This window comes from Roseococcus sp. YIM B11640 (assembly GCF_049727625.1).
Classification (GTDB): Bacteria; Pseudomonadota; Alphaproteobacteria; order Acetobacterales; family Acetobacteraceae; genus Roseococcus.
Window position 1 is genome coordinate 275,978 of record NZ_JBBJOZ010000004.1, and the last position, 19,407, is coordinate 295,384.

At 70.2% G+C, this 19,407-nt stretch carries 21 protein-coding genes; 16 read left to right on the forward strand and 5 right to left on the reverse strand.

Translation table 11 applies throughout. From position 1 onward, the window contains the following. Positions 1 to 120 precede the first annotated feature (120 nt). Genes WJM96_RS17780 through WJM96_RS17800 form a run of 5 tightly spaced genes read left to right on the forward strand, consistent with a single transcriptional unit; the run spans position 121 to position 5,160 of the window. On the forward strand, positions 121 to 1,656 hold the full coding sequence (locus WJM96_RS17780; protein WP_424813875.1) for a hypothetical protein: 1,536 nt from the start codon (positions 121 to 123) through the stop codon (positions 1,654 to 1,656). Next, positions 1,653 to 2,477, forward strand: coding sequence for an FAS1-like dehydratase domain-containing protein (locus WJM96_RS17785; protein ID WP_424813876.1), 825 nt, complete (start codon positions 1,653 to 1,655; stop codon positions 2,475 to 2,477). Before WJM96_RS17780 ends, WJM96_RS17785 begins: the two co-directional genes overlap by 4 nt. After that, positions 2,470 to 3,408 carry a DMT family transporter gene (locus WJM96_RS17790; RefSeq protein WP_424813877.1) on the forward strand — a complete coding sequence of 313 codons (939 nt, stop codon included), beginning with the start codon at positions 2,470 to 2,472 and terminating at the stop codon, positions 3,406 to 3,408. The genes WJM96_RS17785 and WJM96_RS17790 overlap by 8 nt, the downstream gene beginning before the upstream one ends. After that, positions 3,392 to 4,294: a DMT family transporter gene (locus WJM96_RS17795; protein ID WP_424813878.1), complete on the forward strand. Its 903-nt coding sequence runs from the start codon at positions 3,392 to 3,394 to the stop codon at positions 4,292 to 4,294. The genes WJM96_RS17790 and WJM96_RS17795 overlap by 17 nt, the downstream gene beginning before the upstream one ends. Next, on the forward strand, positions 4,291 to 5,160 hold the full coding sequence (locus tag WJM96_RS17800; RefSeq protein ID WP_424813879.1) for an MBL fold metallo-hydrolase: 870 nt from the start codon (positions 4,291 to 4,293) through the stop codon (positions 5,158 to 5,160). Before WJM96_RS17795 ends, WJM96_RS17800 begins: the two co-directional genes overlap by 4 nt. On the opposite strand, the gene WJM96_RS17805 is transcribed toward WJM96_RS17800, so the two are convergent. The 3 genes from WJM96_RS17805 to WJM96_RS17815 are packed head-to-tail and all read right to left on the reverse strand — an operon-like array spanning position 5,153 to position 7,303. Continuing rightward, the gene (locus WJM96_RS17805; RefSeq protein ID WP_424813880.1) at positions 5,153 to 6,247 is read right to left on the reverse strand and encodes an OpgC family protein; all 1,095 of its coding nucleotides are present in this window, start codon (positions 6,245 to 6,247) and stop codon (positions 5,153 to 5,155) included. The genes WJM96_RS17800 and WJM96_RS17805 overlap by 8 nt on opposite strands. A 4-nt stretch (positions 6,248 to 6,251) precedes the next feature. Next, positions 6,252 to 6,716, reverse strand: a complete 465-nt coding sequence (locus WJM96_RS17810) for a hypothetical protein (protein ID WP_424813881.1) — start codon at positions 6,714 to 6,716, stop codon at positions 6,252 to 6,254. Between the two features lie 53 nt (positions 6,717 to 6,769). Next, positions 6,770 to 7,303 (reverse strand): nucleoside 2-deoxyribosyltransferase, encoded by a 534-nt coding sequence (locus tag WJM96_RS17815; protein ID WP_424813882.1) that lies wholly within the window; start codon positions 7,301 to 7,303, stop codon positions 6,770 to 6,772. A 47-nt stretch (positions 7,304 to 7,350) separates the two neighbouring features. Between WJM96_RS17815 and WJM96_RS17820 the strand changes: the two genes are divergently transcribed. The 8 genes from WJM96_RS17820 to WJM96_RS17855 all read left to right on the forward strand — a co-directional run bounded on the left by WJM96_RS17820 (position 7,351) and on the right by WJM96_RS17855 (position 14,465). Next, positions 7,351 to 8,142, forward strand: a complete 792-nt coding sequence (locus tag WJM96_RS17820) for an alpha/beta hydrolase (RefSeq protein WP_424813883.1) — start codon at positions 7,351 to 7,353, stop codon at positions 8,140 to 8,142. Between the two features lie 29 nt (positions 8,143 to 8,171). Continuing rightward, positions 8,172 to 9,371 (forward strand): ABC transporter substrate-binding protein, encoded by a 1,200-nt coding sequence (locus tag WJM96_RS17825; RefSeq protein ID WP_424813884.1) that lies wholly within the window; start codon positions 8,172 to 8,174, stop codon positions 9,369 to 9,371. A 71-nt stretch (positions 9,372 to 9,442) separates the two neighbouring features. Continuing rightward, positions 9,443 to 10,363, forward strand: coding sequence for a branched-chain amino acid ABC transporter permease (locus WJM96_RS17830; protein ID WP_424813885.1), 921 nt, complete (start codon positions 9,443 to 9,445; stop codon positions 10,361 to 10,363). After that, positions 10,360 to 11,283, forward strand: coding sequence for a branched-chain amino acid ABC transporter permease (locus WJM96_RS17835; RefSeq protein WP_424813886.1), 924 nt, complete (start codon positions 10,360 to 10,362; stop codon positions 11,281 to 11,283). The genes WJM96_RS17830 and WJM96_RS17835 overlap by 4 nt, the downstream gene beginning before the upstream one ends. Next, a complete protein-coding gene (locus WJM96_RS17840; protein ID WP_424813887.1) occupies positions 11,276 to 12,031 on the forward strand; it encodes an ABC transporter ATP-binding protein in 756 nt (251 codons plus the stop codon). The genes WJM96_RS17835 and WJM96_RS17840 overlap by 8 nt, the downstream gene beginning before the upstream one ends. Further along, positions 12,031 to 12,732: an ABC transporter ATP-binding protein gene (locus WJM96_RS17845; RefSeq protein WP_424813888.1), complete on the forward strand. Its 702-nt coding sequence runs from the start codon at positions 12,031 to 12,033 to the stop codon at positions 12,730 to 12,732. The genes WJM96_RS17840 and WJM96_RS17845 overlap by 1 nt, the downstream gene beginning before the upstream one ends. 126 nt (positions 12,733 to 12,858) lie before the next feature. Beyond that, the gene (locus WJM96_RS17850; protein WP_424813889.1) at positions 12,859 to 13,299 is read left to right on the forward strand and encodes a cupin domain-containing protein; all 441 of its coding nucleotides are present in this window, start codon (positions 12,859 to 12,861) and stop codon (positions 13,297 to 13,299) included. Beyond that, complete coding sequence (locus WJM96_RS17855) at positions 13,296 to 14,465, forward strand: Bcr/CflA family multidrug efflux MFS transporter (RefSeq protein WP_424813890.1); 1,170 nt, start codon at positions 13,296 to 13,298, stop codon at positions 14,463 to 14,465. Before WJM96_RS17850 ends, WJM96_RS17855 begins: the two co-directional genes overlap by 4 nt. Here WJM96_RS17855 and WJM96_RS17860 read toward each other — a convergent pair. Beyond that, positions 14,462 to 15,250: an enoyl-CoA hydratase-related protein gene (locus WJM96_RS17860; RefSeq protein ID WP_424813891.1), complete on the reverse strand. Its 789-nt coding sequence runs from the start codon at positions 15,248 to 15,250 to the stop codon at positions 14,462 to 14,464. The genes WJM96_RS17855 and WJM96_RS17860 overlap by 4 nt on opposite strands. An 86-nt stretch (positions 15,251 to 15,336) precedes the next feature. Between WJM96_RS17860 and WJM96_RS17865 the strand changes: the two genes are divergently transcribed. From WJM96_RS17865 to WJM96_RS17875, 3 genes are all read left to right on the forward strand, one after another. Then, positions 15,337 to 16,224: a LysR substrate-binding domain-containing protein gene (locus tag WJM96_RS17865; protein WP_424813892.1), complete on the forward strand. Its 888-nt coding sequence runs from the start codon at positions 15,337 to 15,339 to the stop codon at positions 16,222 to 16,224. Between the two features lie 89 nt (positions 16,225 to 16,313). Continuing rightward, a complete protein-coding gene (locus tag WJM96_RS17870; protein ID WP_424813893.1) occupies positions 16,314 to 17,486 on the forward strand; it encodes a YbfB/YjiJ family MFS transporter in 1,173 nt (390 codons plus the stop codon). 45 nt (positions 17,487 to 17,531) lie between these two features. Next, positions 17,532 to 18,218, forward strand: coding sequence for a DUF1194 domain-containing protein (locus tag WJM96_RS17875; protein WP_424813894.1), 687 nt, complete (start codon positions 17,532 to 17,534; stop codon positions 18,216 to 18,218). Here the strand turns inward: WJM96_RS17875 and WJM96_RS17880 are convergent. Next, on the reverse strand, positions 18,215 to 19,369 hold the full coding sequence (locus tag WJM96_RS17880; protein WP_424813895.1) for a GGDEF domain-containing protein: 1,155 nt from the start codon (positions 19,367 to 19,369) through the stop codon (positions 18,215 to 18,217). The genes WJM96_RS17875 and WJM96_RS17880 overlap by 4 nt on opposite strands. Between the last annotated feature and the right edge of the window lie 38 nt (positions 19,370 to 19,407).

Genomic DNA, 19,407 nt, shown 5'->3' on the forward strand with positions numbered 1-19,407 from the left:
GGCAACCGCAAGCCATCCTTGCGTCCGAAGCAGGGCAAACCGCCCGGAAAGTGCCGCAATGGCATTGCATATCGAGCCGGTGCGGCGAAAGTGCCGGCGAAGAGAGCACGGCCTGATTCCATGACACCGCCCGAGCAGAGCGCCAACGCCCCCCGGGCGCTGCTGGCGGTGCTGACCCTTCTGCCGGCGGCGGTCTTCCTGCTCACGGTGGTCTCGCCTCCCCTGAACCACGACGTCGCGGCCGTGCTCGATTTCTCGATGCGGTGGCGGAACGGTGAGGCGCTGTACCGCGACCTCATCGACATGAACCCGCCTCTGGTCTTCATGCTGACGCGCGGCGTCATCGCCCTGGCCGACATGCTCCGGCTGCCCCCCATCCCGGTGCTGATCGGCTGCGTCCTGGCGCTCTGCCTCATGTCGGCGGTGGCGGCGCTGCCTCTCCGGCGTGGCCTGGCCGAGGGCGCGATGGAGCGCCGGGCGCTGGATTTCGGCCTGCCGCTGATCCTGCTGACCGCAGGCTACGACTTCGCCCAGCGCGAGCACCTGATGCTGGCGGCGGCGCTACCCTACCTGGTCCTCGCGGCCCGCCGTGCGGAAGGCGTGTCGGCCTCGCGGGCGACGAGCCTTGCGGCCGCGCTGCTGGCCGCGGTGGGCTTCGCGCTGAAACCGCATTTCCTGATCCTACCCGCGCTGGTGGAGCTCTATGTGCTGTGCCGGCGGGGCCTCGCGGCGTTCCGCGACCCGGTGCCCTGGGTCATGGCCGCGGTCTGGCTCGGCTATCTCGGGCTGATCTTCGGCAGTTTTCCCGACTATCCCGGCTTCACCCTGCCGCTGGCCCTCGAATACTACCACAGCCACCTCGGCTTCCGGGCGCTGCTGCTGAACGAGTGGCTGACGCCGGCGGCGCTGCTCTTCGTGCCCTGCGCGGTACTGGCGCTGCGCCGCCCGGGTGGGCTGGCGCCCGTGCTGGCGCTGGCCGGGCTGGGTGCGCTTCTCGCCGCGCTCATCCAGGGGCGGGCCTGGTCCTACCATGCCATGCCGGTCCGGCTGCTGGGCGGGCTGCTCGCCGTGCAGCTCGCCGCGCGCTGGCTCGACGCGGCGCTGCCGGCGGGCAGGGCGGCGCGGGCGGCGCCGGGCTTCGCGGCCATCGGCGCGGGGTTGCTGGGCCTGCTCGGCATGCTGAACCCCGAAGCGCCCTGGCGCGAGGCCAACTACCGCCAGTCCTGGCCGCACGCGCTTGAGCGCATGCTGGAACGGGCGGCGCGGCATGGGCGCGTGCTGGTGCTGTCGCCCGACATCCATCCGGTCTTTCCCGCCATCAATTATGCCGGCGCTCTTTCGACCCTGACGACGCTCAACACCTGGCTGATCGAGGGCGCCAACCAGGAATGCCTGCCGGGAGGCGCGCGCTATCGCGAGCCAGAGGCGATGGGACCCGGCGAGCGCCTGATGTGGGACCGCACCATCCGGGACTTCACGGAGAGCCCGCCCGAAGCCCTGCTGGTGGCCCAGCACACCGCCATCCCATATTGCGGCGCCGACTGGGATCACCTCGCCTATTTCAGCCGCGATGCCGCCTTTGCCGCCACGCTCCAGCGTTATCGTCTCATTTCCGACTTCGCCAGCTACCGCATTTTCGAACGGGGGGACCCATGAGCTACGAGGACTATGTCGGCCGCACCGAGACCCGGCAGGATCGCCTCGACGCGCGTCTCGTGGAGGGGCTGGCCGCGACGCTGGGGCGCCCGGCGCCGGAGCGCGACGTGCCGCCCCTCTGGCACTGGATGCTGTTCCAGGACTGGCGCATGCCCTCGGGCATCGGGGTGGACGGCCACCCGAAGCGCGGCGGCTTCCTGCCGCCGGTGGACGACCTGCCGCGCCGCATGTGGGCGGGCGGGCGCCTCGGCTTCGCGGCGAATCCCCTGCGCGTGGGGGACACGGTGTCCCGCATCTCCACCATCACGGCGGTCTCGGAGAAGTCCGGCGGCTCGGGCAGGCTGGTCTTCGTGACCGTGCGGCACGAGGTCGCAGGTCCCGCCGGCCTCGCCGTGACGGAGGAGCAGGACATCGTCTACCGGGGCGCGGAGGGTGCCGCTGTCCGTGCGGGGGAGGCCGCGCCCGCCTTCGGCGAGACCCAGCGCCTCGACCTCACGCCCGACCCGGTGATGCTGTTCCGCTATTCGGCGCTGACCGGCAATGGCCACCGCATCCACTACGACCAGCCCTATGCGACCGGCGAGGAGGGCTATCCCGGCCTGGTGGTCCATGGGCCGCTGCAGGCGACGCTGCTGGCGCAGACGATCCTCGACGCGGCTCCCGGCATGCGGCTGGAGAGCTTCGCCTTCCGTGGCCGCCGCCCCTGCTTCGCAGGCAACGCACTGAGCGTGCTGGCGCGCGTGGAGGGCCGCAAGGCGAGCGCCGAGACCCGCGACCATACGGGCGCCACCTGCATGAGCGTGGACGCGGTTCTTGCCTGAAGCCCAGCTAGGACGCGCCACGAGCGGCGAGGCGGCGGTTCGCGGCCTCATGATCGCCGCTCTCGGCTTCGTCATCATCACGCTCGCCGATGTCGCGGTGAAGTACGCCCTGCCGGTGATCGGCGTGTCCGGTGCCCTGATCTGGCGCGGCCTGGCGGGCAGTATCGCGATCGTCCTCATGACGCGCGGGCGTGGCATCCGGCCGCGCAACACGAAGCTCCTGCTGGGGCGCTCGGCGCTGCACTGCGCGGTGGCGGTGCTCTGGTACATCGTCTGGATGTCGGGTTACGGGCTCGCGGATTCCTATGCCATCGCGGCCTTCTCGCCCGTGCTGATGACACTGCTGGCCATTCCCATGCTGGGCGAGCGCGTGGGCTGGCGCCGCTGGACCTCCTGCGGCGTGGGCTTCCTCGGCGTGATGGTGATGCTGCAGCCGGGCGGCGACCTCTGGCGCTGGGACACGGTGCTGCTGCTGGTCGCCGTCTGCGGCATGGCGGTGAGCCGGATCTGGACCCGCACCCTTGCCGATACGGACACGCCCCAGGCCATCGCCTTCTGGCTGATGCTGATGCATCTCCCCTTCGGCCTCATGGCCTTGCCCGTCAGCGCGCTCTGGCCGCCCTCGGGACAGCCGGACCTGGTCCCGTCCTTCTCGATGTTCCTGCTGCTCTGCTTCTTCGGCGCCTCCAACGCCATCGCGCACATGCTCTTCTCGCGCGGTTATGCGCTGGCCAGCGTGGCGACCCTGGCGCCGCTGGAGTACACGCCGCTGCTCTGGGGCCTCGTGCTCGGCTATGTCGTCTTCGGCGAGGTTCCGGCCTGGAGCACGCTGGGCGGTGCCGCGATCGTCATCGCGGCCGGCATCTACAACCTGCATCGGGAGCGCGTGCGCCGCGCCGAGGAAAGGGCTCGCCGTGCCGCTCAGGCATGATGCGCGGCGGGGCGCGCTGCTCATGCTGGCCGCCACCGCGCTGTTCACCATCATGGGGGCGCTGATCAAGCAGGTCGGCGATCGGATCCCCTTCTTCGAGATCATGTTCTTCCGCAGCCTGCTGGCCATGCCGGTGGTGCTCGCCATCGTGTTCCGCTTGGGTAATCCGCAGCTTGCGACGCAGCGCTTCGGCGGGCACCTCCTGCGCGCCGCGACGGGCGCGACGGCCATGGCCTGCTCCTTCTTCTCGCTGACCGTGCTGCCTTTCGCGGAGCAGACCGCGCTCACCTACACCACGCCCATCTTCGCGACGCTGCTGGCGATCCCTTTCCTGGGCGAGAAGGTCGGCATTCACCGCTTCAGCGCGGTGGGCGTGGGCTTCCTCGGCGTGCTGGTGATCGCGCTGGGGCAGGGGGCCTTCGGGGGGCATATCGATCCCTGGATCGCCATCGGCATGGGCTTCGCGACCATCCACGGCGTCTTCTCCGCGACCAGCACGCTGCTGGTGCGCAACCTCTCGGCCACCGAGCGCTCCACCACCATCGTCATCTGGCAATCCCTTCTGACGACGGGGCTCACGGCGCTGACGCTGCCCTTCGTCTGGGTGACGCCGGGATGGGAGGAATTCCTGATCCTCATCGCCATCGGCGCAGTGGGCGGCATCGCGCAGGTGATGCTGACGGAAGCCTATGCCAGCGCGCAGGTCTCCTCGCTGGGCGCCTATTCCTACACGGGCATCCTCTGGGCGGTGATCCTGGGCTGGATCTTCTTTGGCGAGCGGCCGGGGATGGCGACTTTCGCGGGGGCTGGCTTGATCGTCCTGGCCGCCCTCTACATCCTGCGGCGCGAGATGATCCGTGCGCGGAAATCAGGAGGAAAAGCGTGAACGTCCCATTCCTGCGCGAAGACGCGCTGAAGCCTGGCGAAGTCGAGCAGGTGGCGCCCGGCGTGCGCCGCATCCTCTGCAACAACCCGAGCGCCTTCACCTTCCGCGGGACGAACACCTACATCATAGGCGAGGGCGATTCCGTCGCCATCCTCGACCCCGGCCCGAAGGACATGGACCATCTGGCCAGCATCGCCGCTGCGCTGAAGGGCGAGACGGTGACGCATATCCTCGTCTCCCACACCCATAACGACCACTCGCCCGGCGCGCGCTCGGTGCGCGCTTGGAGCGGCGCCAAGACCTACGGCTTCGGCCCGCACACGCCGGGCGTCGAGGGTGGCGACCACGATTTCAAGCCGGACGTCACGGTGCCCGATGGCGGCATCATCGAGGGCAAGGGCTGGCGCCTCACCGCCCTGCACACGCCGGGCCATTGCGCGAACCATCTGTGCTTCTCCCTGGAAGGCACGGGCATCCTCTTCAGCGCGGATCATGTGATGAGCTGGTCGACCAGCGTCGTCAGCCCGCCCGACGGCAACATGCGCGACTTCATGAAGAGCCTCGCGAAGCTGCGCGCGCGCGAGGGGAAGGACACGCTCTATCTGCCGGGCCACGGGCCCAAGCTGCCGGACCCGATGCCATTCCTCGACGGCCTTTCCCTGCACCGGCAGAAGCGCGAGGCCCGGATCGTCGCCGCGCTGCGCGAGCATGGGCCCGCCGCGGTCGCGGCACTGGTCGGCGCGGTCTATGGGCCGCTCGACCCCAGGCTCGTAGGCGCCGCCGGGCGCAGCATGCTCGCCCAGCTCATCATGCTGGAGGAGGATGGCGCGGTGTCGCGCGAGGGCGAGGCCTGGCGCCTCACCTGATGGCGGCGGAGCGGGCGGCAACGCGTCCCTCGCTCCAGACCGCGACCGTCCAGAGGGCGGCGATGCCGCTCAGCACCAGGATCAGCCCCAGCTCCGGGTGGACTTCCGTGATGCGGGAGACGCCCCAGGCCAGGAACAGCCCCGTGCAGAAGACGCGCAGGCTGTGCCGGCCGATGGCGGCGAGCGCGCGGCCCGGCGCCGTCTCCATCCAGTCCGCGTGGCGCGGCACCAGGATGGCCACGAGGTAAGCGAGGCTCAGCGCGTGCAGCAGCCGCGCGGGGGCCAGGACCTCCTTGTGCTGCAGGGCGAGGGCGGCGAGGCCGGGCCCGGCGACGAAGCCGTGTTCCACCAGCCGTGCCGCGAAGCCCAGGATCAGGATGGCGGCTGCCAGGGCGAGCATCCACGGCGCGCGGGGCAGGGGTTCGCCATGCAGGGCGCGCCTGCCGCTCCAGGCGCCGAGCAGGTAGATGAACTGCCAGGCCAGCGGCTCGAAGGCGATCGTGGTGCCGCCCAGAGCGGGCGTCGCGACCCAGCCGAGATTGGCCGCCACGTAGAGCAGGAAGGAAGGCGCCAGCGCCCAGGCGCCGATGCGCTGCTGCAGGAGCATGAAGGGGCCGAGCAGCAGCATGCCCACCACGAAGACCGGCAGGATGCCCATGAAATCCGGCTGGTAGAGCATGGCGGCGGCGGCGGGCAGCGCGGCCCAGGGCATGTCCACCAGGAAGCGCCAGCCGAAGCGGTCCACGGCGAAGGGCATGGGCACGAACATGTCGGCCGCGATCACCATGGCCGCGAACATGAAGAATACCGTGAGATGCGTGCGGTAGAGCCGGAAGGCGCGCCCCAGCATGTCCCGCAGCGCCGCCACGGCGCCGCCGCGCGCCAGCTTCAGCGAGAAGACCGAGCCCAGCGTGAAGCCCGAGAGCAACACGAACATCTCGGAGGAATCCGAGAGTCCCCAGGCCGCGTGGATGCCCCAGGCGAGGGAGGTGCCGACGACATGCGAGATGAAGATCGAGATCTGCATCCAGCCGCGCAGCACGTCGAGCCGGAGGTCGCGCGGCGGGCGGGCGAGGGGCGCGGGCACGGCCTCACGCCGCCTTGAAGGGCAGCCGCGCGGCCAGCGAGCGCGGCAGCAGCGCCAGGATCTGCGCGCGCCGGATCCAGGCCACCAGAAGCCCCATCAGGAAGGTGAAGCAGGCTTCCTTGAACAGGACGCCGCCATCGCCGTAGGGATCGATGCCGAGCGGGCTCACCGTGTGGAAGAAGATGGCGCCGGCCATGATGCCGGCCGCGAAGAGCCCGCCGACCCCTTGCGTGCGCGGGATCAGCACGAGGATCGAGGCGGCGATCTCCATGATGCCGACGAAGAGGCGGAAGGGCTTCTCGCCGCCCGGCGATCCCAGCCAGTCGGAGAGGATGGTGAAGAGATAGACCGAGCCCTCGTTGCCCGTGAGCTTATACTGTTCGTACCAAAGCAATTCGTAGGCGATCCAGATCGCCGCCGCCCAGGCGATGACGCTGGCCCATATGGGCGTGGCCTTGACCTGCTCCATAGCCGTCTCCCTTGGCCTCTCTGGCCGGGATTACGGCAGGGACGCGCCGCTGGTTACGCGCGCTTCGCGATTTCCGCGACGCAGGCCTCGAAAAGCGCGAGATCGGTCCAGTCCAGCGGTGCCTCGGCGCGCAGGAACACGCCGCCGGAGGCCAGGATGGCGCCCTCGATCATCAGGTTCTCGGAGAGGCCGAAATCCTCGATCTCCAACCCCTCGGCATCCGCCCAGAGCTTGCCGTCGTGGCGGGCATCGGCGATGCGGGCGCGATACTCGCCGGGCATGTGGGTGTAGCCGAAGACCGGCCGCCCCAGGCCGCGCATCAGCCCGACCTCGAACACAGTCCCGGAATCGGCCGAGGCGCCACGGAATGGCGTGAGGTTGGCGACGAGCATGTCGCAGCCCGTGATGTGCATTTCGTTGGCCGCGTGGATTCGCCGCCAGTCGGGCGGGCCGGACGGCATCGGCGTGGGCGGGTCGAGCGGAAAGACCCCGGTAAGGCCGTGGCGCGCGCAGATTGCCTTCTTGGCGGCGCCGAATGCCGCCGGGTCGGGCAGGAAAACCTCTGGTCCGGCAAGATAGACGCGCATCGCCCGGATTGTGCCAGCATGAGCATTGCCGGACTATGATGAAACGCATGAAGCTCGAGATCGAATACAACAACCGCGCCCGCGTGCCCGGCCACCCCGCCATCATCGCGGAGTGGATGCGCGACGCAGCCGCCTTCCGCGAGGCCCATCCGCCCGAGGTGATCGCCTACGGCCCGGGCGAGCGCGAACGCATAGACCTCTTCGTGCCCAAGCACGTTCGCGGCGCGGCGCTTTTCTTCCATGGCGGCTATTGGCAGGCGCTGGACCGCAGCTCGGCCAGCCATTGCGCGGCGGGGCTGTTCGAGCATGGCATCGCCGTCGGCGTGCCGTCCTATGACCTGTGCCCCAACGTGCCGCTCGCGCGCATCGTGGAGCAGGCGGAGGCCGCCGCGCAGGCGATGCATGCACGGATGGGCCTGCCCATGGTCGTCTCGGGGCATTCGGCGGGCGGGCATCTCACGGCCGCGCTCATGGCGCGCCTGCCCGCGGAGGTCGTGGCGGCGGGCGTGCCCGTCTCGGGCCTCTTCTGGCTGGAGCCGCTGGTGGAGACCAGTCTCAACAAGGCCCTGGGCCTCGACGCCGCCGAGGCCCGCGCGCTGTCGCCGGCCCTGCTGCCGTCTCCGGGGCGTCCGCTGCACTGCGCCGTGGGCGGCGCCGAAAGCGGCGAGTTCCTGAGGCAGAGCCGCGCGTTCGCGGAACTCTGGGGCGGCACCTGGGAGGCGCTGCCCGGCCTGGACCATTTCACCGTCCTCTCCCCCTTGCCGCAGGCGGATCATCCGCTGACCATGAGGGTCGCGAGGCTTGCATGGCAGGCCTGCGGCGCGGTATCGATTATTTGAGGCTTCAAACAATTCGCGGAGACCAACCCATGGCGTCCCAGAACCACGCGGGCCTTGCCCGCCGCACGCTTCTCGGCGCCAGCGCCGGCGTGCTCGCCGCGCCGGCCGTCCAGGCGCAGCCCGCGCCCATCAAGGTCGGCCTCGTCGCCGTGCTGACGGGTCCCGCCGCGGCGCTGGGCACGCATATGCGCGATGGCTGGATGCTCGGCATGCGGCATCTGGACAACAAGCTGGGCGGCCGCCCCGTCGAGACCATCGTGATCGATGACGAGCTGCGCCCCGACGTCGCCGTCACGAAGGTCCGCGCCGCGATCGAGCGCGACAAGGTGGATTTCATCGCGGGCGTGGTCTTCTCCAACATCCTCGGCGCGCTGGTGCGGCCGGTGACGGAGTCGGGCACCTTCCTGATTTCCACGAATGCCGGGCCCTCCACGCTGGCGGGCCGCGGATGCAACCCGTACTTCTTCACCACCAGCTACAACAACGACCAGGTCCATTCGGTCATGGGCCAGGTGGCGAAGGACTCCAACTACCGCCGCGTCTTCGTGATGACGCCCAACTACCAGGCGGGCCGCGACGCGGTGGCGGGCTTCAAGTCGCGCTACGACGGCACGGTGGTGGACGAGGTCTATGTGCCGCTGACGCAGCTCGACTTCTCGGCCGAGCTCGCGCGCATCGCCTCGCTGCGGCCGGATGCCATCTTCACCTTCATGCCCGGCGGCCTCGGCGTGAACCTCGTGAAGCAGTACCGGCAGGCGGGCCTCGCCAACATCCCGTTCCTCTCGACCTTCACGGTGGACGAGGCGACGCTGCCCGCGCAGGGCGAGGCCGCGCTCGGCTTCTACGCGGCCGCCAGCTGGGCGCCGAACATGGACAACCCCGCGAACCAGGCCTTCGTTCGTGACTTCGAGGGCATGTTCAACTACGTCCCCGCAAGCTATGCGGCACAGACCTATGACGCGGCGCGGCTGCTGGATTCCGCGGTGAAGAAGGTCGGCGGCAACCTCACCGACAAGAACGCCCTGCGGACCGCCATCGCGGCTGCCGATTTCCAGAGCGTGCGCGGGCCCTTCCGCTTCGGTGTGAACCAGTACCCCGTGCAGGATTTCTGGCAGCTCCAGGTGGCGCGGCGTCCGGACGGCAAGTTCCAGACGGAGACGGTGCGCAAGGTGCTCACCTCCAGCATCGACCCGTGGGTGGGCGATTGCCGCATGCCGGTCCGCATCTGATCGCGTCCTGACGTGATGGAATGGCCCGTCGCGGTTCAGCCGCGGCGGGTTTTCGGGGGGCGGAAGATTCGGTGAGTGCGACGCTGCTCTTGGTGCAGGCGCTGAACGGGCTGCAGTTCGGAATCCTGTTGTTCCTGATCGCGGCCGGGCTGACGCTCGTCTTCGGCGTGATGGATTTCATCAACCTCGCCCACGGCGTGCAGTACATGGTGGGCGCCTATCTCGGCGCCACGCTCGCGGCCTGGACGGGAAGCTTCTGGTGGGGGCTGGCGCTGACCCTGCCGGCCGCGCTGGGCTTTGGCCTGCTGCTGGAATTCCTGGTCTTCCGGCACTTCTATGACCGCGATCACCTCTCCCAGGTGCTCGCGACCTTCGGCGTCATCCTCTTCCTGAACCAGGGCGTGAAGGCCGTCTTCGGCACCGCGCCCATGCAGATGCCGATGCCAGAGGCGCTGAGCGGCGGCGTGCAGGGCATGGACGGCCTGCTCTACCCGACCTACCGCATCGCCATCCTGGTCGTCGGCTTCGCCGTGGCGGGTCTGCTCTGGTTCCTCGTGGAGCGCACGCGGGCCGGCATGCTGGTGCGCGCGGGTGCCAGCAACGCGCCGATGGTCAGCGCGCTCGGCGTCGATATCCGGCGCCTCTTCATGCTGGTCTTCGGCTTCGGCGCGATGCTGGCGGGCTTCGCCGGCGCGCTGGCGGCACCCATCCTCTCCGTGGAGCCGGGCATGGGGGACACGCCGCTCATCCTCGCCTTCGTGGTGATCGTCATCGGCGGCATCGGCAGCGTGCGCGGCGCCTTCGTGGCGGCGCTGCTGGTCGGCCTGGTGGAGACCATGGGACGCGGGCTCATGCCGGACCTGATGCGCCTCTTCCTCTCGCCCTCGGCCGCGCGGCAGACCGGCGCGGCCCTGGCCTCGATGCTGGTCTACATCGTGATGGCCGCGATCCTGGCGGCACGTCCCGCCGGCCTCTTCCCGGCCCGCCGATGAAGTGGCGCGACGCCGCCGTGCCGCTCGCGATCTTCGCGGCGCTGGCGCTGGCCCCCTTCGTCGGCTTCGGCCAGAGCTATTCGCTGACCCTGCTGGCCCGCGCCATGGTCTTCGCCATGGCGGCCATCTCGCTCTCGCTGCTGGTCGGCGGCGCGGGGCTGGTGAGCCTTGGCCACGCGGCCATGCTGGGCGTGGGCGCCTATGCGGTGGTGGTGCTCGACCATGCGCGCGTCACCGAGGCCTGGATGGTACTGCCCGTCGCGATCCTCGCCGGCGCGGCTTTCGCGGCGATCACGGGCGCCATCGCCATCCGCACCTCCGGCGTGCATTTCATCATGATCACGCTGGCCTTCGGACAGATGGCCTATTTCGCGACCTCGTCCCTCGCGATCTATGGCGGCGACGACGGCTACACGCTCTATAGCCGCACGGAGCTCCTCGGCACGCGGCTGCTGGAGGACAAGCTCTTCTTCCACTTCACCTGCCTGGCGCTGCTGATCCTCAGCTGGGCGCTGGTGCAGGCGCTGCTGATGAGCCGCTTCGGCCGCGTTCTGCGCGCCGCGCGCGAGAACGAGACGCGCGCGCAGGCCGTGGGGTTCGAGCCCTATCGCTATCGCCTTACGGCCTATGCCATCGCCGGCGCCATCGGTGCCGTCTCCGGCGTGCTGCTGGCCAATGCGACGGAGTTCGTGGCGCCCGCCTACCTCACCTGGCAGCGCAGCGGCGACTTGCTCTTCATGGTGATCCTGGGCGGGCTTGCCGGGCCGCATGGCGCGCTGATGGGGGCGCTCAGCTTCGTGCTGATCGAGGAGTGGCTGGCCAAGCTGACCGAGCACTGGCGCCTCATCTTCGGGCCGCTGCTCATCCTCTGCGTCTACTTCCTGCGTGGCGGCATCGCCGGGCTGCTGCGCCGTGAGTGACGCGCTGCTCGAGCTGCGGAACCTCCGAAAGGCCTTCGGCGGGCTGGTGGTGACGGATGACGTCTCGCTGGACCTCCGCCAGGGCGAGATCCATGCGCTGATCGGCCCCAACGGCGCGGGCAAGACGACGCTGATCCACCAGATCAGCGGCACCCTGACGCCCGATTCCGGGGCGGTGCTCTTCGCCGGGCGCGACGTGACGCACATGCCCATGGCGCGGCGCGCGCGGGCGGGGCTCGCGCGCAGCTTCCAGATCACGAGCATCGTTCCGGGCTTCACGACCCTGGCGAATGCGGCGCTCGCAGTGCAGGCGCGCAGCGGCTCGTCCTTCCGCTTCTTCCGTCCCGCGGGCCAGGAGGCCGCGCTGAACGACCAGGCGATGGCGGCCCTGACGGAAGTGGGGCTGGAGCGCCGCGCGGGCGTGCCGGCTGCCGTCCTCTCCCATGGCGAGAAGCGGCAGCTCGAGCTCGCCATCGCGCTCGCCATGAAGCCGCGCCTGCTGCTGCTGGACGAGCCGCTCGCCGGGACGGGCCCGGAGGAGGCCGAGCGCCTGCTGCGCATCCTCGGCGCGCTGCGCGAGCGCTATGGCGTGCTGCTGATCGAGCATGACATGCCCGCCGTCTTCGCGCTGGCGGACCGTATTTCCGTGCTGGCGCAGGGCAGGGTCATCGCCAGCGGCACCAAGGACGAGATCCGCGCGAACCCCGTCGTGCGCGAGGCCTATCTCGGCGAGGACGAGTTGGCGTGATGCTGCGGATCGAAAGCCTTGCCGCCGCCTATGGACAGAGCCAGTCCCTGGCCGACGTCTCGCTGCACATCGGCGAGGGCGAGGTCGTGACCCTGCTCGGCCGCAACGGCATGGGGAAGACGACCACCGTCCGAGCCATCATGGGCCTGCTCGGCAGCGTGGGCGGCCGCGTCACCGGCGGCTCCATCCGCTTCGGCGAGGCCGCGCTGGTGGGCGAGGCGCCGCATGTCATCGCCCGCCGCGGCATCGGCCTGGTGCCGGAGGGGCGGCAGGTCTTCCCCACGCTGTCGGTGGAGGAGAACCTCGTCGCCACCGCGCGCCCCGGCCGCTGGAACCTCGATTCCATCTACGGCCTCTTCCCGCGCCTGCAGGAGCGCCGGGGCAATTCCGGCCGCAACCTCTCGGGTGGCGAGCAGCAGATGCTCGCCATCGGCCGCGCGCTGATGACGGATCCGAAGCTGCTCATCCTCGACGAAGCCACGGAAGGCCTGGCACCGCTGATCCGCGCGGAGATCTGGGCCGTCATCGGCAAGTTGAAGTCGGAGGGGCAGTCCATCCTGCTCATCGACAAGAACCTCGGCGCCGTGATGCGCCTGGCCGACCGGCACGTCATCATCGAGCGCGGGCGCACGGTCTGGACCGGTGATAGCGCGGCGCTGGCTTCCGAGCCTGAATTGCGGGAACGCTACCTGCACGTCTGAACGTCTCGGCAACGACTTATGCGGCAGGGGAAACCCAGGCTCCCCGCCGCCCATGGTTGGCCTGGGGCAACAATCGTGCTGCGGTGCAACAAGAGATCGCCGCCGCCATCGAAGGAGAGGCATCCCATGAACGAAACCGCTGGCATTACCCGCGTCGGCACCGGTCTCGGCGACGTGACCTGGAACATCCTGGGCCAGACCTATCACCCCAAGGCCTCCACCGATGACTGCTTCGCCTTCGAGGCGCTGTCCCCGCCGGGCACCTTCGTGCCGCCGCACATCCACCCGACGCAGGACGAGTACATCCTGATGCTCGAGGGCGAGTGGAAGCTGATCCTCGACGGCCAGACGCATTTCGCGAAGGCGGGCGACCTGGTGCGCATGCCGCGCGGCATCATGCACGGCTACTTCAACGAGAGCGGCAAGATCGGCCGCGCCTTCTTCTGGGTCTCGCCGGCGCGCCGCCTGCATGACCTCTTCAAAGCCATCCACAACGTGCCCGATCCGGCCGAGGTCGTCCGCCTCTCCGCGCTGCACGAGGTGGACTTCCTACCGCCTCCCGCATGAGCCGACACAACCGCCTGGCCGTCCTGCTGGGCCTTCTCAGCGCTTTCGCGCCGCTTTCCATCGATATGTACCTTTCCTCCCTGCCGACCATCGGCAGGGATCTGGGCGTTGGAATCGAGGGCGCCCAGCTCACGCTCGCGGCGTATTTCTTCGGCCTGGGCACGGGCCAGCTGGTGCATGGCCCGCTGGCGGACCGGCTCGGGCGCCGACCTCCGCTCTTCGTCGGCCTCGTCGTCTACACGATCGCATCCGCGCTCTGCGCGATGGCCACCAGCATCGAGGCGCTGGTGCTGCTGCGGCTTGTGCAGGCGCTGGCGGGCTGTGCCGGCATGGTGATCGCGCGCGCGGTGGTGCGCGACGTGGCCCATGAGATCGACCCGGTGAAGATGATGAGCCGCCTGATGCTCATCATGGGCGTGGCGCCGATCCTGGCGCCGCTCATGGGCGGCTACCTCGCGGCCGTCGCGGGCTGGCGTGCTATCTTCTGGTTCCTGGCGCTGGTGGGCGCCACGGCCTTTACCCTCTGCCTGATCTTCCTGCCCGAGACGCTGGTGGAGGAACGGCGCAAGAAGGCCTCGGTCGCCGCCGTGTTGCGGAGCTACCTGCAGCTCATCCTCGACCGCCGCTTCATGGCCGCTGCCTTCGCCTCCGGCCTCGCGATGGGGGGGATGTTCGCCTACATCGCGGGCTCGCCCTTCGTCTTCATCTCGATCTACGGCGTGGCGCCGGAAAGCTACGGCTGGTTCTTCGGTGCAGGTGCGGCGGGCTTCATCCTGATGTCGCAGATCGGCGGCAGGCTTGCCGCGCGCTTCGGGCGTGACCGCGTCTTCACCATCACGCTCGGCATCGTGGCCTGCTGCGGCGTGGCGCTGACGGGTTTCATCCTGACCGGCGCGCCCTTCTACGCGGTCTATGTCTCCATCGTGCTCTATGTGGGGCTGCTGGGCATCGTGGCGCCGATCGGCAGCGTGCTGGCCATCACGCCCTTCCCGCACATGGCGGGCACGGCCTCGGCGCTGCTGGGCACGATGCAGTTCGGGCTCGGCGCGGTGGCGGGCTCGCTGGTCTCGGCCCTGCACAACGGGACGGCGCTGCCGATGGCGCTGACCCTCGGCATCGCCGGGAGCAGCGCCATCGTGGCGCGGCTGCTGCTGCAGACGCGCTAAACCGCCCAGCTGGGCTTGCGCTTCTCGCGGAAGGCGGCGAGGCCCTCGCGGCCCTCCGCGCTGGCCCGCGCCATCCAGCTCTCGTTGGCGAGCTGCGTCATCTGGTGCTGGCTGAGCACGAGGCCGTTGGATTCCAGCAGGCTCGTCTTCGTCACCGCGATGGCGGCCGGCGAGGAGAGCAGCATGGCGGAGATGATCTCCTCCAGCCGCGCCTCGATGGCCTCGGGCGCATGGACCTCGTGCACGAGGCCGATGCGCATGGCCTCATCCGGGCCGAAGCGTTCGCCGGTGATGGCGTAGCGGCGGGCGTGGCGCAGGCCCATGGCATGGACCATGTGCGTCGAGATCGGCGTGGGCGAGACGCCGACGCGCACCTCCGTGATGCCGAAGCTCGCCGCGGTGGTGGCCAGCGCCACGTCCACGCAGCAGGCGATGCCGGTGCCGCCGCCGAAGCAGGCGCCATGGATCACGGCGAAGCTCGGCTTGGGGAACTCGTTCAGCACCTGCATGGCGCGCGTCGTCTGCAGCGAGGCGGCGAAGGACTGCTCCGGCGGGGCGGAGGCGGCCGCGTTCAGCCAGTGGATATCCGCGCCCGCCTGGAAGTTCTTGCCCGCGCCCCGGATGACGAGGCCACGGATGGCCGGGTCGGCGGCCAGCTTCGGCAGGCCCTCGATGATCGCGTCCAGCATCTCGCCGTTATAGGCGTTGCCCAGGGCGGGGCGGTTGAGCGTGGCGGTCGCGATGCCACGGGCATCGACGGACATCAGCACGGGTGATTCGGTCATGGTGTTCCTCCTGGCTGCCAGGGTCGGGGCAGGGGCGCCGCCACGCAAGATGCGCGAGCCATCGCTTTTCGTGATAGGCTGGGCTCATGGATATCGGCGACCTGAAAGTCTTCGAGGCGGTGGCGCGGCTGGGCGGCATGAACCGGGCGGCGGCCGAGCTGAACACCGTGCAGTCCAACGTCACCGCCCGTATCCGCGCGCTGGAGGAGGAGCTGGGCGGCGCGCTCTTCGAGCGGCATGCGCGAGGCGTCACGCTGACCGCCGCCGGGCAGCGGCTGATGCCCTACGCGCTGCGTGCGCGCCAGGTGCTGGAGGAAGCCCGCCGCGCCTTTCGCGACGATGGCCATCCCCGGGGTGCGCTGACCATCGGCTCGCTGGAGACGACGGCCGCGCTCCGGCTCTCCGCACGGCTGTCGGATTTCGTGGGTGCCCATCCAGATGTGGACCTGGTGCTGCGCACCGGCACGACCTGCGAGCTGATCCAGGAGGTGCTGGAGCACCGCCTGGAGGGCGCCTTCGTCTGCGGCCCGGTGGGCCATCCGGAGCTGGAGGAGCGACTGGCCTTCCGGGAGGATCTCGCGCTGCTCACTCACCCCGCGATCCGCGACCCGCGCGAGGTCTTCGCCGCGCGTTCCGCCAAGATCGTGGTGCTGCGCGCCGGGTGCTCCTACCGCCAGCGGCTGGAGGAACTGCTCGCCCGACGAGGCGTCGGCGAGGTGCGGATGCTGGAATTCGGCACCATCGAGGCCATCCTGGGCTGCGTGGCCGCGGGCATCGGCATCACCCTGCTGCCGCGAAGCCTCGTGCGTGGGGCCGAGCGGGAGGGGCACATCGCGGTGCATGATCTGCCGGCACGGGAGGGACGGGTGGACACGCTCTTCATCCGCCGCCGTGACGGCTTCGCCTCCAGCGCGCTGCGGGCCTTCGTCGAGACGGCCTGCGCGGGGCCCAGGGAGGTCCAGGCGGCGGAATAGCCTATCTCCTGGAACGATAGCTCCTTTCATATATAATCGTTTTTCGCGCGATGCGCCGCATCCCATGATCTCCGGCGAGGAGATCGACGATGCCAGCCCTGTCCCTGACCGGCGCCCAATCACCCGCCACGCCCTGGCGCATGGTGCTCTCCGGGTTCTGCGCGAGCCTGCTGGGCATCGGGCTCTCGCGCTTCGCCTATACGCCCCTCCTGCCGGAGCTGGTCTCGGCCGGATGGTTCGGCGCGGGCGACGCGGCCTATCTGGGAGCGGCCAATCTCGCCGGATATCTCGCGGGGGCGCTGCTGGCGCGCCGGGTGGCGGCGCGGTTCGGCGCGACGGCCGCGATGCGCGGCGCCATGCTGCTGGCCGTGGCCAGCTTCTTTGCCTGCGCCGCGCCGCTCTCCTTCGCGTGGTTTTTCCTTTGGCGCCTGGCCTCGGGAATCGCGGGCGGGATGCTGATGGTGCTGGTGGCGCCCACCATCCTGCCGCACGTGCCGGAAGCCCGGCGGGGCCTGGCGGGCGGGCTGATCTTCACGGGTGTGGGCGCGGGCATCGCGCTCTCGGGCACGGCGGTGCCGCTGCTGCTGCAAGGCGGGCTGGTCCGGACCTGGATCGAGCTCGGCCTGCTGGCGCTCGTGCTGGCCGGGCTGGCCTGGGGCGGGTGGCCGCCGGCCGCGCGGCGCGTGGCGGCGGCGCGCGCCGGCCTGCGGCCCTCGCGGGCGCTCTGGCTGCTGGCGCTCGTCTATGCGCTGAACGCGCTGGGCCTCGTGCCGCATATGACCCTGCTGGTGGATTTCGTCGCGCGAGGGCTGGGGCAGGGCCTCAAGGCGGGCGCGGCCTATTGGGTGGTCTTCGGCCTGGGCGCCATGGCCGGGCCGGTGCTGGCGGGCTCCCTGGCCGACCGGGTGGGTTTCCGCTCGGCCCTGCGTGTGGCCCTGGCGCTGCAGGTGGCGGCCGTGGGGCTGGTCGTCCTGAGCCATTCCCCGGCCGCGCTGGTGGCCTCCAGCATCATCGTGGGCGGCTTCGTGCCGGGCATCGTGCCGCTGGTGCTCGGACGCCTGCGCGAGATCGCGGGCCCCGACCCCGAGCGCCAGCGCGCGGCCTGGAGCCTCGGCACCATCGCCTTCGCCGTGGGCCAGGCGGGTGGCGGCTATGGCCTCTCCTTCCTCTTCGCCGAGACGGGATCGCACGCGCTGCTCTTCGTCATCGCCTCCGCGGCGCTGGCGGTGGCCCTGTTGGTCGAGCTCGCCTCGCCGCGCTGATGTTTCCGCTTGCGCGCGGGGAGGCCGCCACGCGACGAATCCGGCATGCGCCCGATCCTCCGCCGCTCGCTGCTCGCCGCGCCCGCCCTCGCTGCCCCGGCCCGGGCGCAGGAGGCGGTGGACCTGCTGCTGGTCCTCGCCATGGATGCCTCGGGCTCCATCGACGAGGACGAATTCCGCCTCCAGCGAGAGGGCTATGCCGATGCCCTGGCCCATCCGCAGGTCCTCGCCGCCATCCGCAGCAAGCGGCGCGGCGCCGTCGCCATCGCGATCCTGGAATGGGGCAGCCCGGGGGCGTCGGCGGCCATCGTGGACTGGCGGCGCGTGGCGGATGCGGCCTCCGCCCAGGCGCTGGGCGAAGCCCTTCTCAAGGCCGAACGCTCGCCCCAGAGCTACAACGCCATCGGCGACGCGCTGGACCATGCGGGCCGGCTGCTGCGCGCCGCGCCCTTCGCCGCCGACCAGCAGGTGATCGACCTGTCCGGCGACGGGCCCGACCTCCGCAGCCTGCGCCGCGCGCCGGATGTGCGCGATGAGCTCGTCGCGCGCGGCGTGGTGATCAACGCGCTGGCCATCGCGGCCTCGGGCATGGTGACGCGCTTCGGCGAGCGGTTAGAGGAGACCTATCGCCGCGAGGTGATCGGCGGCCCCGGCGCCTTCGTCGCGACCGCCGAGGACCGGCGCGACATCGCCCGTGCGCTGCGGGCCAAGCTGGTGCGCGAGATCGCCTAGGCGGCGAGCTCCACCCGGTTCCGCCCCGCGGATTTGGCCGCGTACATGGCGCGGTCGGCGCGTCGCAGGAGGTTGTCGAAATCCTCATCCTCCGCGCGTGCGACCGCGATGCCGACGGAGATGGTGAGCGGCAGGCGCATCCCGCGCAGGACGAAGGGTCGCCGCTGCACCGAAAGGCGCAGGCGCTCGGCAGCCAGCCAGGCCGTCCCGTTGCCCGTCTCGCCCAGCAGGACGACGAATTCCTCGCCCCCGGTGCGGGCCAGCATCTCCCCATCCTCCGCGTCCGCCCGCAGGCTGGCGGCGATGTGCTGCAGGGCGAGGTCGCCGGCCTCGTGGCCGAAGCGGTCGTTGATCGACTTGAACTCGTCCACGTCGATCAGCGCCAGGGCCAAAGCCTCTCCATTCTCGCGCGCCTCCTCGAAGCGCCTCTCCCCGGCACGGGTGAGGGTCCGGCGGTTCGCGAGGCCGGTGAGCGCATCGGTCGAGGCCGCTGCCTCCCACTGCCGCCGCAGCCGCTCCGAGCACATGAGCATGAAGGCCGTCGTGCCGATCACCGGCAGCGTTGCCGCGATGAGGGGCGCGATGACGTTCACCAGCACCGAATTGTCCTTGATGCTGAAGGTCGGCGCGATGCCCATCCAGGCAAAATGGGCGATGCGGACGAAGCTCAGCCCGATGATCGTGACGAAGAGCGCGAAGAGGAGCTGCCGGCTCCGCGAGGCTTCCTCGCGCTTCCGCCGCAGGACCGCGCAGCAGCCCGATAGAATGGCGATGGAGCCGAGCGAGACCGCCACGACCCGCGCCATCGTGTTCTCCTGGACCGCGGAGAACCAGAAGATCGCCCCGGTGCCGGCCAAAGCCGGGAGAAACTGCCAGGCCCTTTGCCGCAGGCCATCGAACTGCTGCACCCCGCGCCAGCAGATGGTGAGGCCGAGCAGGATCGCGCCATTGGCCCCGGTCACCGTGGCCCACAAGGGAAGGCCGGGGATGGTGTAGAAGCCATACCCGGTGGCGATCAGGATCGTGCCGGCGAGCCAGCTTCGCGCCGAGAGGCGCAACTCGTCCGGCAGGTCGCGGAGGATGAGGGCCAGCGCCGCACCATTAGCCAGGACCATCAGCGCGAGAACGGCGAAGGCGGTGCGGACGTCCATGCCCCCCATTGCCGCATGCAACCGATACGTGCAACTGC